The organism is Pokkaliibacter sp. CJK22405, from assembly GCF_046614695.1.
GTDB lineage: Bacteria > Pseudomonadota > Gammaproteobacteria > Pseudomonadales > Balneatricaceae > Pokkaliibacter.
In genome coordinates, this window is record NZ_JBKKHQ010000007.1 from 42897 (window position 1) to 59700 (window position 16804).

Annotated in this window: 18 protein-coding genes and 2 tRNA genes; 10 read left to right on the top strand and 10 right to left on the bottom strand. The window is 52.8% G+C overall.

What is annotated here, in order from left to right:
• The first annotated feature begins 102 nt into the window (after positions 1 to 102).
• The 4 genes from tsaB (at position 103) to ACKC9G_RS03310 (ending at position 2820) form a co-directional block, all read left to right on the top strand.
• On the top strand, positions 103 to 771 hold the full coding sequence (tsaB, locus tag ACKC9G_RS03295; RefSeq protein ID WP_411403509.1) for a tRNA (adenosine(37)-N6)-threonylcarbamoyltransferase complex dimerization subunit type 1 TsaB: 669 nt from the start codon (positions 103 to 105) through the stop codon (positions 769 to 771).
• A 12-nt stretch (positions 772 to 783) separates the two neighbouring features.
• Positions 784 to 1569 carry a hypothetical protein gene (locus tag ACKC9G_RS03300; RefSeq protein WP_411403510.1) on the top strand — a complete coding sequence of 262 codons (786 nt, stop codon included), beginning with the start codon at positions 784 to 786 and terminating at the stop codon, positions 1567 to 1569.
• A gap of 113 nt (positions 1570 to 1682) precedes the next feature.
• Positions 1683 to 1979: a hypothetical protein gene (locus ACKC9G_RS03305; RefSeq protein ID WP_411403511.1), complete on the top strand. Its 297-nt coding sequence runs from the start codon at positions 1683 to 1685 to the stop codon at positions 1977 to 1979.
• A gap of 43 nt (positions 1980 to 2022) precedes the next feature.
• Entirely contained in the window at positions 2023 to 2820 is a 798-nt protein-coding gene (locus ACKC9G_RS03310; protein ID WP_411403512.1) for a class I SAM-dependent methyltransferase, read from the top strand.
• 187 nt (positions 2821 to 3007) lie between these two features.
• On the opposite strand, the gene ACKC9G_RS03315 is transcribed toward ACKC9G_RS03310, so the two are convergent.
• A complete protein-coding gene (locus ACKC9G_RS03315; protein ID WP_411403513.1) occupies positions 3008 to 3211 on the bottom strand; it encodes a SlyX family protein in 204 nt (67 codons plus the stop codon).
• Between the two features lie 132 nt (positions 3212 to 3343).
• On the opposite strand from ACKC9G_RS03315, the gene ACKC9G_RS03320 reads away from it, so the two are divergent.
• Complete coding sequence (locus ACKC9G_RS03320; RefSeq protein WP_411403514.1) at positions 3344 to 3766, top strand: cold-shock protein; 423 nt, start codon at positions 3344 to 3346, stop codon at positions 3764 to 3766.
• A 51-nt stretch (positions 3767 to 3817) separates the two neighbouring features.
• Complete coding sequence (locus ACKC9G_RS03325; protein ID WP_411403515.1) at positions 3818 to 4597, top strand: hypothetical protein; 780 nt, start codon at positions 3818 to 3820, stop codon at positions 4595 to 4597.
• 16 nt (positions 4598 to 4613) lie between these two features.
• Here ACKC9G_RS03325 and ACKC9G_RS03330 read toward each other — a convergent pair whose 3' ends face one another.
• The gene (locus ACKC9G_RS03330; protein ID WP_411403516.1) at positions 4614 to 5477 is read right to left on the bottom strand and encodes a DUF72 domain-containing protein; all 864 of its coding nucleotides are present in this window, start codon (positions 5475 to 5477) and stop codon (positions 4614 to 4616) included.
• Positions 5478 to 5800: 323 nt separating this feature from the next.
• Between ACKC9G_RS03330 and ACKC9G_RS03335 the strand changes: the two genes are divergently transcribed.
• Together ACKC9G_RS03335 and ACKC9G_RS03340 are read left to right on the top strand one after the other, a co-directional pair.
• Positions 5801 to 5877: transfer RNA gene (locus ACKC9G_RS03335), tRNA-Met, on the top strand.
• Positions 5878 to 6438: 561 nt separating this feature from the next.
• On the top strand, positions 6439 to 6996 hold the full coding sequence (locus tag ACKC9G_RS03340) for an N-acetyltransferase family protein (RefSeq protein WP_411403517.1): 558 nt from the start codon (positions 6439 to 6441) through the stop codon (positions 6994 to 6996).
• 57 nt (positions 6997 to 7053) lie between these two features.
• On the opposite strand, the gene ACKC9G_RS03345 is transcribed toward ACKC9G_RS03340, so the two are convergent.
• A complete protein-coding gene (locus ACKC9G_RS03345; protein ID WP_411403518.1) occupies positions 7054 to 7932 on the bottom strand; it encodes an aldo/keto reductase family oxidoreductase in 879 nt (292 codons plus the stop codon).
• A gap of 93 nt (positions 7933 to 8025) precedes the next feature.
• Between ACKC9G_RS03345 and ACKC9G_RS03350 the strand changes: the two genes are divergently transcribed.
• Positions 8026 to 8928: a LysR family transcriptional regulator gene (locus ACKC9G_RS03350; RefSeq protein ID WP_411403519.1), complete on the top strand. Its 903-nt coding sequence runs from the start codon at positions 8026 to 8028 to the stop codon at positions 8926 to 8928.
• On the opposite strand, the gene ACKC9G_RS03355 is transcribed toward ACKC9G_RS03350, so the two are convergent.
• From ACKC9G_RS03355 to rpsU, 7 genes are all read right to left on the bottom strand, one after another.
• A complete protein-coding gene (locus ACKC9G_RS03355; protein ID WP_411403520.1) occupies positions 8925 to 9401 on the bottom strand; it encodes a DUF6942 family protein in 477 nt (158 codons plus the stop codon). The genes ACKC9G_RS03350 and ACKC9G_RS03355 overlap by 4 nt on opposite strands.
• A gap of 82 nt (positions 9402 to 9483) precedes the next feature.
• On the bottom strand, positions 9484 to 10149 hold the full coding sequence (locus ACKC9G_RS03360; RefSeq protein ID WP_411403521.1) for a hypothetical protein: 666 nt from the start codon (positions 10147 to 10149) through the stop codon (positions 9484 to 9486).
• Positions 10150 to 10389: 240 nt separating this feature from the next.
• Positions 10390 to 10465: transfer RNA gene (locus ACKC9G_RS03365), tRNA-Ile, on the bottom strand.
• Positions 10466 to 10591: 126 nt separating this feature from the next.
• On the bottom strand, positions 10592 to 12448 hold the full coding sequence (gene rpoD, locus ACKC9G_RS03370) for an RNA polymerase sigma factor RpoD (RefSeq protein WP_411403522.1): 1857 nt from the start codon (positions 12446 to 12448) through the stop codon (positions 10592 to 10594).
• A gap of 155 nt (positions 12449 to 12603) precedes the next feature.
• Positions 12604 to 14610: a DNA primase gene (gene dnaG / locus ACKC9G_RS03375; protein WP_411403523.1), complete on the bottom strand. Its 2007-nt coding sequence runs from the start codon at positions 14608 to 14610 to the stop codon at positions 12604 to 12606.
• Positions 14611 to 14728: 118 nt separating this feature from the next.
• Positions 14729 to 15184, bottom strand: a complete 456-nt coding sequence (locus ACKC9G_RS03380; RefSeq protein ID WP_411403524.1) for a GatB/YqeY domain-containing protein — start codon at positions 15182 to 15184, stop codon at positions 14729 to 14731.
• A gap of 118 nt (positions 15185 to 15302) precedes the next feature.
• Positions 15303 to 15518, bottom strand: coding sequence for a 30S ribosomal protein S21 (gene rpsU / locus ACKC9G_RS03385; RefSeq protein ID WP_411403525.1), 216 nt, complete (start codon positions 15516 to 15518; stop codon positions 15303 to 15305).
• 236 nt (positions 15519 to 15754) lie between these two features.
• Here rpsU and tsaD point away from each other — a divergent pair, with 236 nt between their 5' ends.
• Positions 15755 to 16786 carry a tRNA (adenosine(37)-N6)-threonylcarbamoyltransferase complex transferase subunit TsaD gene (gene tsaD, locus ACKC9G_RS03390; protein WP_411403526.1) on the top strand — a complete coding sequence of 344 codons (1032 nt, stop codon included), beginning with the start codon at positions 15755 to 15757 and terminating at the stop codon, positions 16784 to 16786.
• Positions 16787 to 16804 lie beyond the last annotated feature (18 nt).

Genomic DNA, 16804 nt, shown 5'->3' on the forward strand with positions numbered 1-16804 from the left:
CATTCTTGAGCGACATCATTGCGTAAAGTGCAGATAGCTCAAGCATGGTCGGCTCAGGGTGCTTTCCGTTACAATGCGGGCTTGCCTAATGAGAGTACCCCTATGTCGTTGATACTTGCCCTGGATGCCTCCACTGAAGCCTGCTCTGTTTCCCTGCTTCATTGTCAGGAGGTGATTGAGGATTTTCAGGTCATTCCACGCCTGCATGCCCGCCGTTTGCTTCCTATGATTGAGGCGTTGATCGCGCAGGCAGGTGTAAAACTGTCACAGCTGGATGCTATTGCCTACGGTCGCGGACCAGGAGCTTTCACCGGCATTCGTATCGCCGCCGGTGTGGCTCAGGGACTGGCATTTGCTGCAGACAAGCCGCTGTATGCCATCAGCACGCTGCAGGCATTGGCTCAGGGCGCCTATCGTGAGACGCAAAACACTCATGTGCTCGCCTGCATTGATGCGCGAATGGGAGAAATCTACGTGGGTGACTATGTCCTGTCCGAAGGCGTGATGATGCTCACAGGGCAAGAGCAGGTGCTGCCTCCTGAGCAATGCCCGGTACCGGTAACGGCGGACTTTATTGGCTGGGGAACAGGCTGGCAGTTTGCTGAGCAGTTTCCGGCATCCATTGCTGTCGCCGAGTCGCGTGCAGATGCGCTGCCTCACAGTCAGGACCTGCTGCCGATGGCGCTTCAACGCCTGAATGCAGGTGATGCAGGAGTGATTGAAGATGCACAGCCTGTTTATATTCGTGATCAGGTGACGCACGGTAGTTAAGGGGCAACGGCCATGATGCTTTCCTGGTTGCAATGGATAATTCTGGCCTTTGTTCAGGGCATGAGCTTTGCTCTGCCTATTTCTGGTGATGCGCCCAATGCCGTCGCCTTTCAGCTCTTTGCCTGGCCGGTGCCGGGCAATGGCTTTCTGCCAGCAGTTGAGCTGGGGGCATTGGTTTCGTTGATCGTCTTTCTGTGGCCGCGCCAGCGTCTTGGCTGGTATCGCCGTGAGACTGCGCTGCCTTTCCCAGGCCTCAAGGTCATGCTAGCGGCTTTGCCCGTCTTTGCCGCCAATCAGGTGCTTTCCCTTGAGTATTTTGATGCGGCGGCCTCGTTACCTGTTCTAACGCTACTGGCCTACCTTTCGGCACTGGGATTATGGTCAGCTTATTACTGGGGAGGGCGGCGCGAGACGCCATTGCTTCGGCTGGATACCATGCTGCCTTTACTTTCCTGTGCGCTGTTGCTGGCGATGGCGCCGGGGATTGCGCTGGTGGCGCTCACTCTCATGGTATTGCGGGGTTTTGGGCACTCTTTGCTGGATGCCTTCCATGTGGCCTTGCTGGTACTGACAGGTTATCTGCTGCTGAACCTCAGTCATGATCTCTTCACCTTGATGCTTTCCAGTGTCTCTATCTACTGGGTAGATCTGATTCAGGCCTTCTTCGCCGCCTTTCTGGGGATGTCGCTGGCGCTTTGCCTGATGCTTTGGCTGGTACTGCGGCAATGGCTTTGGACGCTCAACTGGCTGTTGTTTCTTGAGGCCACACTGCTTTTATTAATCTATGTGACAGCCTGATCCCGCCCGCAAATGGGGTTTTGACGACAAATAATGACAAAAGACTGCGAAAACCCCTTGAGTCACTTCCTTGAGTCGTTAAACTTGAATCACTTTGTAATGTGACATCGCTGATGCGGGTTAACGGTTACGGTGGATATGACTGGAAGGTCGACAGTACCTCTCGTCAGCGTCCGGAAGTGCCTGAATCTCAGGTTGCGACCAGCTCCACCGAAAAGTCTGTCAATGTTGTGCGCAAGGTCGCCAGTGATGGTGATCAGCGGACGGCTTTTGCGCGTCTGGTTGCGCGGGCAGCGGACATGGGGCGCAGCCAGTTTCAGGCCCTCAGTGCCTATCTGACGACCTCAAGTTATAAACCGCTGGATGAGACCAACAGTGTCGAGCTGGTGGGTGTGGATACCTATGTGTAAAGGTCGCTGATATCGACGATGTTTGTTGCTACAGATAATTTTTATGGCTGATCAGGAATTGCCGGTGCTCGGCGTATTGGCCTTTAACGAAGCGTTTACCGAGAAAGCCACCGGACTCGCTGAGAGTCTTGGATTGCCGTTACTTGAGAACAGCACGCCATCAGCGGAACGCCAAGAGGGCTTCGTGCTGTGGGTGCATCCTGAAGGGCTGGCATTGCAGCAAACGGGCAAGAAAGCTCCAGGACCGATCAGAGTGGATTTTGTTAGCGGCGCCATGGCGCATCGTCGTGTCTATGGCGGTGGTGCCGGTGAGCAAGTCGCCAAAGCGGTTGGAGTGAAAGGCTCCCGCCGGCCATCGGTACTGGATGCAACTGCAGGGCTTGGACGTGACTCCTTTGTGCTCGCCTGTCTCGGTTGCGATGTGATGATGTATGAACGCAACCGGGTGGTTGCGGCACTGCTCGCCGATGGGCTTGAGCGTGCAGCCTGCGAGCCGGAAGTGGCTGGAGTTATTCAGCACATGTCATTGCATTCTGGCGATGTGAAAGTTGCACTGGCTTCACTGACGACTGTCCCGGATGTGATTTACCTCGACCCGATGTTTCCACACTCGGATAAGTCGGCGGAGGTAAAAAAAGAAATGAAGGCATTTCGCAGTGTTGTGGGGGCCGATGAGGATGCCGAAGCACTTTTTCACGCCGCCAAACAAGCTGGTCCGTGTCGTGTAGTGGTTAAGCGTCCTCGTAAAGCGCCGCTTATCAGTGAAGATAAACCCTCCCTGGTGATGGAAGGTAAGTCAGGTCGCTTTGATATTTACGCTTACCGCGCTCTGCCAGAGTAGAAAGCGACAGTGAGATTTTTGCTTTTCCGGAGAACTGGTTCTCCCGCTAGGGCACTTATAAAGGCGAAGAGAACGCAGAGGCTACGCTCGAATCAGCTCCTCAAGTCAGCTTGAGTCGCAAGGCGAGCCCAGGTAACAACGCAATATTCGGTTTCCGCTGCCTTGCACAGCGGATCACCCGCCCCGGTCAATAATGTGGGGGAGGGGGCTCATCAGCGGCCATGGACTGTCCCTGATTAGCCATTTGCTTCATCTGCTCAAACAGCAAATGAAGGGTACGTTGAACGGTCGCCAATTCTTTTTGCTGGCTGGCCAGTTCATCATTTAGCTGGTTTACCGTGTCATCCAGAAACGCGATACGGGTTTCCAGTTCTGTTATGCGATCTGTCATAGCTCATTTCCGGGAAGTGGCAGAGGTATCAAAAGAAGCGCTCGATAGTTCGTGGGGGACGGATATCGAAGCGACGTGACCAAATCATTACCGTCCCCGTTGTGCGTCTTACAGTGAGATAAGAGAGACACTATGACACCTAAAAACATCGTGACATGCATCGTTATCAGCGCCTTGGCACTGTTACCCCTACCACTGCTGCTTGAGCAGCTTTTACCGGAGGGTGAATTCCCCTTCGTTTCTGTCTGGCTTGTTGCTGCTATCTTGGCTGCTATCGCCAGTGTGATTGGCCTCTATCTGTCGAACCAGACCTTCAGCGGTTCTGAAGAAGAGGATGAAAATGATACCCGTGAGCATGGCCAGGTCAAATGGTTCAACGTCAATAAAGGGTTTGGCTTTGTAACACGTGAAAATGGCGAGGATGTGTTTGTGCATTTCCGCGCGATTCGTGGCAAGGGTCATCGCACTCTGGTTCAGGGACAGAAAGTCCGTTTCCATGTGGTCCAGAGCGATAAGGGTTTGCAGGCAGAAGATGTCTCTATCCTGAGAACCTGAAGCATCAACCTTTCCAAAAAAGCCCGGCAGTGACCGGGCTTTTTATTGTCTGTGAGTGACTCAACTGAGTACCTTGGCCGGCTGGACTTCGGGGCTATTCCCCTGCAGGCTGACATCATTCCTGCTATGAGCCAGAGTTGTAATGCCATGATCGACTTTCTCGATGTCCCGCCTGATAACAAGCCGGTCTTCATTAAGCGGCTGCATGATGGCGCGTGGTGGCGCAAACAACTGGGCGTTAGTGAAACTACTGATCCTCAATTGGCCGCCGTACTGCAGCGCCTGCAGACACCACAGGATTTTGTCGAGGCGATGGCGGTCGTACGCGAGCGTATTCGTTATGTATTTTCTGTGACCCCTGCGGATGAACTTCAGGAGCGTCATAAAGAGCAGCTTCTGTTGTGCCTGTATTGGCTGGCAACGCTGGACTCGTTTTATGTCTCACGATCTGAGGTGCTGGATGCGCCGGGCATGGCGGTGATTCGACGCATTCCCGATGAGGAAAGGTTGTCACTGTCGTTCTGCTATGACGAGGTGGGCTACGACAAGCTTCGTCTGGTCACAGAGGAGGATAAAGCCTGGTTTATTGAGCGCTGGGGAATACCGGATAGTCATGACCATCTGAATGCACTGTACCGGGAGATATGGGATAACTATGAGCAGCTCCTGCTGGAGGAACAAGGCGACGAGTTAACCGGCTCCGGCATTGTGAAGAGTCAATCTGTCCCTGAGGGACGATTACCGCCGCAGTTTGCCATCATGATCAAGCGTCATTATCTCTGGCTGGTCGTCGTGCTGGTTTTCGCCTTGGTTCTCTATATTCGCCTTTAAACCTTTCACCGGAAAATCAGAACAGATCCTGTTGCGTTGAGCTTGGTTCCTTCCGAGGCGCTTCAGGTAAAGAATGATCTATTCCATAACCCAGCGCTGACTCCAGCAATGGCTGCCAGCGACGAACCAGGTTTAGGGCTTCTCCGTTATCTGGCATGTGCAGGAACAAATAGGGTCGCTTGCCTTCACCTATCCACTGGGCAAAGCGCTTGGCCCATGGCAGTAGAAAGCTGTCGTTCATTTCACACTGGGGATGGCCAATAAAGCGCACCACCGGATCCGCCTCTGAAGGCAAAATATGCACAGGGACCTGAGGTTTTTTACGCTGGGCTTCCTTTGTTGACTCGTCTTCGGCCTTGGCGGCAAATAGCCCCCGACTGTCAAAGCACACACGTGCCAACCCTCGATCACGTATTCCCTGGTTCAGAGCCTTTTCCTCTTCACCTTTGGCAAAGAAGCTGGGGTGACGTACTTCAATACAGGCTTTCTCAGCAAGGTCCATCTCATCCAGAAGGCGCCAGAGGTCATCGAGGTGCTCCGGGCCGAATCTCGCAGAGAGCTGAAGTAGCAGCGGACCCATAACTTCATGAAGTGGTTCCAGCTGCCTCAGAAACTGCTGAGCATGCCGTGTGCCATCCCGGAGTAGTGCGTCATGGGTAATGGATTTGGGCAGTTTGAACAGAAAGCGAAAGGTATCGGGTACCTGAGCGCGCCACTGTTCACATTGGGCCTGTGTGGGAGTGGCATAGAAGGTGGTATTACCCTCAACGGTATTGAAGACCTGACTATAAGCTTCAAGCGGTGCATAACCTGACGGAAGCTGGGTTTTCCACCGAGGATGTTGCCACTGTGGACAGCCGAGGTAATAAGGTAATGTCATTGGTTGTTTTTTGATCTTATTTTTAAGTTATTGAAATATATGGTTTTTTCTGGTGGTTCCATAGCTTTTCCACACCTATGAACAGAGAAACCCTGAACAACAGTGAATAGGCCCTGGGTGTGTATAAAACGGTGGATTTCATCCGCAGTTTATCAGGAGCTTTTACTCAGGGTCATGCACGGACTATTCACAGGGTTATCCCTTGAGATTGCAAGGTGACTCAGGTAGGCGTGATGTTAAGTCATTCACAGGTAGCATTTATCCACACGATCAAATAGCGCTTGACAGAATCCAGGAACATCCGTATTATCTGCACCCACTGACGCGGGATGGAGCAGTCTGGTAGCTCGTCGGGCTCATAACCCGAAGGTCGTTGGTTCAAATCCGGCTCCCGCAACCAACTTCAGAGAAAAGCGCTTATCGAAAGATAAGCGCTTTTTTCGTTTCTGCATCTTCCTTTTTTGCTCCTGAGCTTGTTCGTCCGAATGTACTGGTAAAAGGTTTTCCTGACCGGTCATGGCGGATTGTGTCACCGTGGATGTTCGCGTGTAGTTTTTTTTGCAGGAAGCTTATTTTCAATATTTTTGATAGGCGTCAGGTAAATCAGGCAGGTCGTCATAGGTGTGCTTGTCTTCGTTTAGATCGATTCATGCACATCTAAACCTCCTGTCTAATGCCTGTGCACGAGCTTCGAGGAGAGGGCAACTCGCGGTTGTAAGACTCGGCGATACTTTATGGTGCTTTCATGACCGGAATTCATCAATAATCGCCTGGGAAAGCCGGGAAGGTATCACTGACTTTGTGCGATAAATAGGATGTTATCGGTCGTTAACTGATAGCGGTTCGCTTCAGAGACTCTTCTGATACCTACGCCTTATTTGAGCTTGCTGCTATGTATTCTTCTTCGATCACAAAAGTGGTAACTGACTCCGAAACTGCGGGTAGTTCTGCGGTTGATCAGATGTCTGCTTTTGAGCTTCGGCTGGCAACTGACAGTGATGCCACTGCCGTCGCTGTATTTCTGGATACCGCTTTTCGTCATACCTACAGCGCAACGAACCGGGCTGTCGATATTGAGCTTTACTGCTCAAAGTTCTATGGCCCGCAGTATCAGGCTCGCGAGATTGCTGACAAGCATATGAGCACGTTGTTGTTGCTTGAGAATGAAGAGATTATGGGCGTGGCGCAGCTGCGTTGGGGAATACCATCCCATGATTTCTCGGATGCTGAATCTGCCGGTGAAGTGCAGCGGTTTTATATCGCTGATGCCTTGCATGGCAAGGGCGCGGCGCAGGCATTAATGAAGAGCTGCTTTCAAAGTGTGTTGTCGCGGGGGTTGGGCTGGATATGGCTGGCGGTTTGGGAGGCTAATCCCCGTGCGATTGCTTTCTATCGCAAGCTTGGTTTCACCGAGGTGGCTGAGCAGCGTTTTCAGCTGGGGGAAGATGTTCAGCGTGATCTGGTGATGGCCCGCCGTATCAGTGTTTCCGCACAAGGTGGCAGGTTTACGTTTCAATAATGCCTTTCATTCCAATAAGGCAGATCACTCAATAAGCAGTGATCTGCCTGTCCCTGTTTAGCTTGCCATGGCGTTCAGGCGTGCCAGTTGCGCTGGCGGGATGCTGATCGCCGCTGCCTGAATATTCTGCTGTAAATGGTCAGGCGAGGAAGTGCCCGGAATCAGCAAAATATTGTCTGCGCGCTGAAGCAGCCAGGCCAGCGCGATTTGCATTGTGGTATGGCCCATCTCATCAGCGACTGCGCTCAATACTTCTGACTGCAGGGGGCTAAAACCTCCGAGCGGAAAGAAGGGCACATAAGCGATCCCCTGAGCTGCCAGCGTATCCACCAGAGCATCATCCTGACGATTGGCCAGGTTGTACTGATTTTGCACGCAAACGACAGGGGCAAGCTTCTGGCAGTCTGCCACTTGCTTGGCTGTCACGTTACTCAGGCCAAGATGTCGAATCAGTCCCTGCTGCTGGAGTTCAGCCAGTACAGAGAATGGCTCTTCCAGAGAGCCTTCTGCAGGACCATGTACATCCAGCATTGAGCGAAGATTCACCACCTCCAGTTGTTCCAGTCCCAGGTTTTTCAGGTTGTCATGCACCGCCTGTCGAAGCTCTGCCGGGCTCATCGCTGGCAACCAGTTCCCTTTCTCATCCCGGCGGGCGCTCACCTTGGTTACGATGGTCAGATCATTCGTGTAGGGATGAAGCGCTTTTTTGATTAGCTGATTGGTAACGTGCGGGCCATAAAAGTCTGAGGTATCAATGTGGTTAATGCCGGAGTCGATTACATCACGGAGCACCTGAATTGCACGCTCAGGATCCTTGGGCGGGCCGAATACGCCAGGGCCGGCGAGCTGCATAGCGCCGTAACCCATTCGTTGGACGGTTTTCTCGCCAAGAATGAAGGTGCCGGCTTGATCGATCACTGTGGTATTCGCTGTCATGGGGTTCTCCTTTCAGGGTTTCACCATGGTAGGGCGAGGAAGGTTGTGCGACTATTCCTGTTAATCAGGACGAGCTGTACGGAATTATGAACAATGAGTGTTGATCTGGCTGATCTGCAAGCCGTAATGGCGGTCGCCTCGGCAGGCGGCTTTCGTGAGGCGGCACGTCTTAATCAAACCAGTCCATCCCGTTTGAGTGATGCGGTTCGTCGCGCCGAGTCTCAACTCGGGGTGCGGCTCTTTCATCGTACCACTCGAGCAGTCGTGCTTACGGAAGCGGGTCAGGCCTTGGCCGCCAGGCTTAGGCCTGCCTTTGAAGAAATGAGTCAGGCGCTGGATAGCGTCAACCAGTTTCGTGATCGGCCAAGTGGCAGTTTGCGCCTGCATGTGCCTGTGAGTGCAGCGAAACTGGTGTTATCCAAGCTGCTGCCGGTCTTCTTGCGTGAGTACCCGGATATAGAGATCGAGGTCAATGCTGACAGTAACGTGACCGATATTTTTGCAGCCGGCTACGATGCAGGTATCCGTTACGATGAACTGCTTCAGCAGGATATGATCGCTGTGCCTATTGGTCCACGAATCCAGCGCGCGGCACTGGCCGCATCGCCAGACTATCTGGAAGCATTCGGAGTGCCTTCTCATCCCCGTGAAGTGTTGAGTCATCGGGCGATACGAGGGCGCTTCGCCAGTGGAAATATGCCGGACTGGGAGTTTGAACGTGCGGGTGAAGTATTACGCGTTCAGCCTGGTGGACCGCTGGTTGTCAGCATTGGTGGCGGTGCAGATCTTGGGGTTCAGGCGGCGCTTCAGGGCGTTGGGCTGATTATGCTTTTTGAGGAGTGGCTGCAGCCGTATTTTGACAGCGGTGAGCTGGTGCCGGTATTACAGGAATGGTGGCAGCCTTTTTCAGGTCCCTATCTTTATTACTCAGGCCGGCGTCTGGTGCCTACACCCTTGCAGACTTTTATTAATTTTGTAAAAGCGCATCCCCTCTAAACCATCTCTGATGAGTAGAAGCCTTCTCGGTGCAAGGTTGCCCGAATGGTGGCTATCGTGGCGTTGCTTAGCTGGCGATAGTCCGGATAAGGGGTCAAAAGCAGCTTTCGCCGGATGTCTATCCACACATCCTTGGCGCCCGCTACCGGTTTAAGGCCCGTGGTATCAAGCCCAAAACGTTGCTGATTATCCTTGCCGCCTAGCCAGTGCCAACCAGAATGCGTTTCCAGTTCCGGCGTGAAAATCAGGGCGATATCGCGAAACAACTGCAGATCCCGAAACTGCCGCCACTCCTCGTTGGGGCAGGCAAGCTTGGCTGCAATGGTGATAATTTTTCGCCAGTGATTGGAATTTGTGGCTATCAGTTGCTCGGCAGTGGGGTGGGTGTGATATTCCTCAATGGAGGCAGGAATGTGTGGCAGGTACAGACTGATTCTGGGGGACGTGCTGCCCAGTCGGGTGATGGGGGGCATGCTGTTAAACCAAAGAAGCTGGCGGTTCAGAATAGCGTTAAGCGATAAGGCTTCTCAAGCTGCGATAAGAGAGGGGCTCATATCAGTAGTAGTTGGTGATGGCGATGCCCAGCATGATGACACCCAGAGCAAACACCCCAACCCATACATACCGCAGTAGACTGTTCTCTGGCATTTCAGTGCGTGTTGCATCCCACTGTGCCAGTAATTCATCGCTTTGTTCCTGCGCAGCCATTGCTTCGTCATGAGCGTCATCCTCGCTCTTGAGTAGCTGCTCTTCGAGTGCCTGCCATTGTTTGAGTGTGTCTTTGGCATTCTTCAGGCTGTCACTGTCATCCTCCTCTTTCGTTAAGACCTGTACCAGTTCCTGAAACAGCCTGCGCATCAGGTGTACCTGCAATAGTGGCTGACGCTGGTTGATCTCTGTATCCGGCTGAGGGCGGCAGCATTCCAATACATGACGAATGACCTCCGCGCTTTGGGTGTAATCTCCCTGTCTTGCCAGCCAGCGCGGGTATTCCAGTAAAACATGAGCCGCATAGGGAGTCGGGCTGGTCAGCATGCCATCATGCGCTTTGCGAAGTAGCGAAGTGGTTTTGCTGACATCATTGGCAAGGTAGCTGAGGTGAGCGTCATGACGCCATTGCTGAATACGCTGATCCAGCAATGAAATCGCTCGTCGACGGGAAGACATCTCGTTAAAAGCGGAGATGCGATGAATCGGAGTGGCGGTCGTCGCCATAGCCATGATGTCGCTCGCAGGGAGTTAACGAATGGTATTGCCATTCATGCTGCATTGCAGCCCGGATGACAAGGGCTGGCTGCCAAGACAGAGCGTCTGGCGCAGGAAACAACTGTGCGCTTGATGTGGCTCATGATTTTGGGAGCTCCTGAGCAAAGAGTAGACAGCAAGAAACAACAAAGCCCGCATGAGGCGGGCTTTTGAGGGGTATTTATAGACTGATTGAGACAGCTATAAACAGGTATGTGGTGGGCCCAGTAGGATTTGAACCTACGACCAAGGGATTATGAGTCCCCTGCTCTAACCGCTGAGCTATAGGCCCGAATGGCGCAGGATTATACCTTTGGCCTTATGTTCTGCCAACAGTTATCCCGTTAAAGCGTTGTTTTTCATGGTGTTGTGAAATAAAAAAGCCCTGCAATGGCAGGGCTTTATCACACTTAGATGCTTACTCGTCCAGGAATGAACGAAGATGCTCGGAGCGAGTTGGATGACGCAGTTTGCGCAGCGCCTTGGCTTCGATCTGACGAATACGTTCACGTGTAACGTCAAACTGTTTGCCGACTTCCTCCAGCGTATGGTCGGTATTCATATCGATACCAAAACGCATACGCAGCACCTTGGCCTCACGCGCAGTCAGTGAAGAAAGAACTTCACGGGTAGCCTCGCGCAGGCCTTCAGAGGTGGCCGAATCCATTGGGGAAGACAGGTTAACGTCTTCGATAAAGTCGCCCAGCGAAGAGTCTTCATCATCACCAATGGGGGTTTCCATGGAGATAGGCTCTTTGGCGATCTTCAGGACCTTGCGAATTTTGTCTTCCGGCATGTCCATGCGCTCGCCCAGCTCTTCGGGAGTTGGCTCACGGCCCATTTCCTGAAGCATCTGACGCGAAATACGGTTCAGTTTGTTGATCGTTTCGATCATGTGTACCGGAATACGAATGGTACGTGCCTGGTCAGCGATAGAGCGGGTGATCGCCTGTCGAATCCACCATGTGGCATAAGTTGAGAACTTGTAGCCACGGCGGTACTCGAACTTATCGACCGCTTTCATCAAACCGATGTTGCCTTCCTGAATCAGATCCAGGAACTGAAGTCCACGGTTGGTGTACTTCTTGGCAATAGAGATAACCAGACGCAGGTTGGCCTCTACCATCTCTTTCTTTGCGCGACGTGCGCGTGCTTCACCGATAGAGATGCGACGATTAACTTCCTTGATCTCACCCAGCTCCAGATTCACTTCATCCTGAATCTGGCGCAGCTTACGCTGGCAGCGCAGTAGATCGTCTTTGTTCTGTTCAATACCGCGAGAGTAAGGCTTTTCAGCATCAATCAGCTGATCAACCCACTCGCTGTTCACCTCGTTGCCGGGGAACATCTTGATAAAGTCTTTACGAGGCATGCGCGCACGACGCGTGCAGATCGTCATGATATTGCGTTCTTGTTCACGAACACGATCAACAGCCAGGCGGACGCGGAATACCAAGCGATCAAAAATACGTGGAACCAGCTTGATAGGAGCAAAGAGCTCGCCCAGGCGCGCGAATGCCACCTGAGCTTCAGGTGTCTGACGACCCTGTTCACGCTCCAGCTGGATAGTCAGGCCAAACTGCTCGATGATCTCACCGAAACGCATGCGCGCTTCTTCAGGATCCGGGCCTTTGTCGCCTTCTTCCTTGGTGTCGCTGTTGTCGCTGTTTTCCTCATCGTCGTCATCGTCGCTATCATCTGAGGAGTCATCGTCCTGGATGTCCATATCGACGTCTTCGTTTTCGACCAGTGAATATTCACTGTCATCAGCGTCAATGTAGCCACTGAACAGGTCGCTCAGGCGGCCGCCTTCTTCCTGTGCCTGTTCAAAGATCGCCAGTACTTCGGCAACTGATCCCGGGTAATAGACCAGTGCAGACATGACCTCGCGGATGCCTTCCTCGATGCGTTTGGCGATAACAATTTCGCCTTCACGGGTCAGTAGTTCGACGGTGCCCATTTCGCGCATGTACATGCGCACAGGGTCAGTTGTACGACCGACTTCGCCTTCAACGGCGGCCAGAACGGCGGCAGCTTCTTCAGCAGCGGCATCATCGGCGTCCTTGTCGGTCATTATCAGGGAATCAGCATCGGGAGCTTCCTCGACGACTGAAATCCCCATGTCATTGATCATGCGGATAATGTCTTCCACCTGATCGGGATCGGAAATGTCCTCAGGCAGATGGTCATTAACTTCCGCGTAGGTGAGGTAGCCCTGCTCTTTGCCTTTGGCAATGAGCTCTTTCAGACGGGACTGTTGTGAACTTCCGGCCATAGATACCCTATAAGAACTGACGCGAGTGAGGAACAAAGCCGCATATTATAACCCAAATAACCGATTTAAGGCCACATGGGGACAGAAAGGAGCGGTTGTTTTTCGCGTCTAGATAATTGATTACTGTTGCTTATTTGTGTGCCGCCGGGCTTTTTTCAAGCCCCTTGTCCCTGTAAACGCTGTTGTAGTCGCAATCGGTGTGATGGCAAGTCGCGATACAGTGACTTTTCCTCTTCGGAGAGGCGGATGTTTTTCTGTAATTTTTCCTGTAGCTGTGCATATTGCACTGCAATGGCATCTATCTGCAGGCGAACCACATTGGTTTGCAGGAATCGGGCATCATCATTGTGATCCGCCCGAAAGCTGATATCTGATAGTTCGTCCAGAAAACGGCATGATGCGTTATTGGCAAAGTCAAAGGTGGTTGCCAGTTCGGCAAATCCTGCATCCTTGTGCTCTTTAAGCCATTCAAACAACGACAGCAAAAACTGCACTTCAGCATCTTCAAGCTGCTTGAGTGGGGTGAGGTCTTCATTAAGTTCCTGCGCAAGCGCGGGACTTCTTATTAGGGCCAGAATAGCGGCTCGGCAAGGGGAGAGTCGCAAGGTTTTTTGCGGATTGCGCTCGTAGGGCTGTTCTTTATCTTCCTTCCAGTTACCGTTTTTACGCTGTTGTCCTTTCTTCTGGAATTTGCGCGGTGCTGGTGTGCTAAAGCTTGCGCTGTAATCCTCGTGATAAGGCTCGGGAGGCTCCATCTCATAAGCATCATAATGCTGGTCCTGCCAGTAGTGCTCTTCATCCATGGCAGGCTGGGCGGCAGATGTCTGAGACTCTTCAGGCATTGGTAGTGTCTTATGGCTGGTGTGTTCCTGAGACCACTGAGAAAGGCGCTGACTGTCCATGCCGGTCAGTGCAGCCAGGTTGTCCATCAGTAGCTGTTTGAGAATCCCTGGCTTGATTTGCTCAATCAGTGGAAGGGCGCGCTTGCTAAGGTCTGCACGGCTTTCTGCGGATGCCATGTCGTCCTCACCCTTGAGGTGATCAAACAGAAAGTCTGAAAAGCGTTGAGCGCGATTGATCCGGCGTTGAAACTCATCAAGCCCTTCTCTCTGAATGAGACTGTCCGGGTCTTCACCCTCAGGCAAAAACAGAAAACGTGCCTGTCGCCCATCTTCCATGAGGGGTAATACGGTCATCAGCGCGCGCTGGGCAGCGGTGCGGCCTGCGTTGTCGCCGTCAAAACAAAAAACAATCTCATCGACGCGCTTGAAGAGCTGGCGAATATGGCTTTCGCTGGTGGCGGTACCAAGAGTGGCAACTGCCTCGTGCAGGCCATACTGTGCCAGCATGACCACATCCATGTAGCCTTCAACGATCAGATAACGTTCAATTTTCTTACCGAACCGGCGGGCCTCGAAAAAGCCATACAGCTCCTGGTTCTTGTGGAATACCGGTGTCTCTGGTGAGTTCAGGTACTTGGGTTTTTCGTTGTTGAGCACGCGACCGCCAAAGCCGATGACTTTGCCCTTGGCATTACGAATTGGAAACATGATGCGGTCACGGAAGCGATCGTAGCAGCGGCCCTCGTCAGGTTTGTCGATCAGAAGGCCAGCATCAATTAGCTGCTGCTTGCGAACCTCGGAAGTGCCGAAGGTTTTGAGGACGTTATCCCAGCCTGCGGGCGCAAAGCCGATACGGAATGCGGCGGCAGTTCGGCCATTGAGGCCGCGATTTTTGAGGTACTGTACGGCTTTATCACGATGAGAGTGACTCTTCAGCTGCTCGGCATACCACTGCGCAACGTCTTCCAGAATATTGAAAAGCGGGGTCTGTAGGTCTTCCTCGGCCTGATGTCCGCCAGCCTGTTCAGGAATTTCCATCCCGTTGCGCTTCGCCAGCGATTCAATGGCAGCGCGAAACTCGAGACGGTCGTATTCCATGATAAAGCCAAGGGCATTACCGGACGCGCCACAACCAAAACAATAGTAAAATTGCTTGTCGGGACTGACTGTAAAAGAGGGGGATTTTTCCTGATGAAAAGGGCAGCAGGCAGAATAGTTTTTGCCTGTCTTCTTCAAAGCTACCCGCTCATCCACGATATCCACGATATCGGTGCGGGCCAGAAGATCATCGATAAAACTTTGGGGTATCTTTCCGGCCATGGCTTTTTAATAGCTAAGACAATCCGGTACGAAAATCGTACAGGAAAGACAGATTACGGCATGGCCTCACGTGGGTAAACCCACACGGGGTCAGAAGATGTGAAGTACAGAGCCCTGCTTACTGGCTCAATCGCGCCTTCACTTTGCTGTTTAGCAGGGTCATGTCAGCTCGGCCCTGCGCACGGGCTTTAAGACCGCCCATGACTTTGCCCATATCCTGCATCGAAGAAGCGCCGGTATCTCGGATAACTTCATCAAGCAGTTGGTCGATCTCATCATCACTCAGGGGGGCTGGAAGAAAAGTTTGAATCACCTCCATTTCGGCGGTTTCAATGTCAACGAGGTCTTGGCGACCGGCCTGAGCAAATTGCTCAATGGAATCGCGACGCTGTTTTTGCATCTTGTCCAGCACTGCAAGGATGCGGGCGTCGTCTAGTTCGATTCGTTCGTCGACTTCAATGCGCTTGATGTCTGCCAGTATCAGTCGGATGGTTCCCAGGCGTTTCTGGTCACGTGCACGCATCGCCTCTTTCATGGCGTCTGTAATGCGTGTTTTTAGTCCGGTCGCTGACATGGCTGTTCCAGGCATTGAGGATTAAATTCTTTGTCTGGCAGGCATTTTCCTGCTCACTGAGCGAGGCTCAGGACTCATATCAAGGCAGATAACCGATGGCTACCTGCAGCATGCGATCTTAGTACAGACGCTGCATGCGACGCTGTTCGCGAGACAGCTTTTTCAGGTGACGCTTAACAGCAGCGGCTGCATCACGCTTACGAACGGTAGTGGGCTTTTCGTAGCACTCACGACGACGAACTTCAGCCAGAACACCGGCTTTCTCGCAAGAACGCTTGAAGCGACGCAGAGCTACGTCAAATGGCTCGTTATCTTTAACTTTTACGCTAGGCATTGAGATTCCTTAAACGTTGAGTGAATGATGCCGGCAAGCCGACAACCTTTTTACAGGCGCCCACATTCTAGAGACTGGAGCTTCGGATGTAAAGCGGGTCGCGGCTCGGTGGCCCCGTTGTTTCTTGTAAAAACCTTCGGATGACTTTGGCTCTCAGCGGGGCGCTGTTATGATTGCCGCCCTAAATAATAAAGCCGTTACGGCGGTTTGCATGTAATCAGTGAAGGGCAGAGCTTATGCGGGTGCTGGGGATTGAGTCCTCCTGCGACGAAACCGGGGTCGCAATCTATGATTCAGAGCACGGGCTACTGGCCGATGCCTTGTTTTCTCAGGTTGAAATGCATGCCAAGTATGGTGGTGTGGTGCCTGAACTGGCCTCCCGCGATCACGTACGTAAACTGTTGCCACTGGTTCGTGAAGTGCTTGAAAAAGCTGGCCTTGCGCCTTCTGATCTTGATGGTGTTGCGTACACCTCAGGTCCGGGGCTGATCGGCGCATTACTGGTCGGGGCTTCAACTGCCCGGGCAATGGCCATGGCCTGGGATGTTCCTGCGGTGGGGGTGCATCATATGGAAGGGCATTTGCTGGCCCCCATGCTGGAAGAGAATCCCCCTGAGTTTCCTTTTCTGGCGCTGCTGGTTTCTGGTGGACATACCCAGCTGGTGCGCGTCGATGGTATCGGCAAATACCGTTTGATGGGTGAGTCCATGGATGATGCTGCCGGAGAAGCCTTCGATAAAACAGCAAAAATGCTGGGGTTGGGTTACCCCGGTGGGCCAAGGCTTGCTGCTCTGGCTGAGAAAGGTGTGCCAGGGCGTTTCACCTTCCCGCGGCCGATGACGACCAAGCCTGGTCTGGATTTTAGCTTCAGTGGGCTCAAAACGGCGGTGCTTAATGCCGTGACAGAGTGCCAGCAAAAGGGCGATCTGGACGAACAGACGCAGGCGGATATCTGTCATGCCTTTCAGGAGGCTGTCGTCGATACGCTGGTGATCAAGTGCAAGCGTGCGCTTAAAGAAGCACGGCTATCGCGGCTGGTGATTGCAGGTGGTGTGAGCGCGAATAAGCATTTGCGCGCGAGGCTTGAAACCGAACTGAAGTCGTTAAAAGCCAGCGTTTTCTACGCGCGGCCACAATTTTGTACCGATAATGGTGCCATGATTGCCTACGCTGGCTGCCAGCGACTGGTTGCCGGAGAACATCAGGATCTTGAAGTCGTGGTCAGGCCTCGCTGGCCGCTGAGTGAGCTTTCTGCGCCGGGGCAATAATCCCGGCAGCACTAAGTT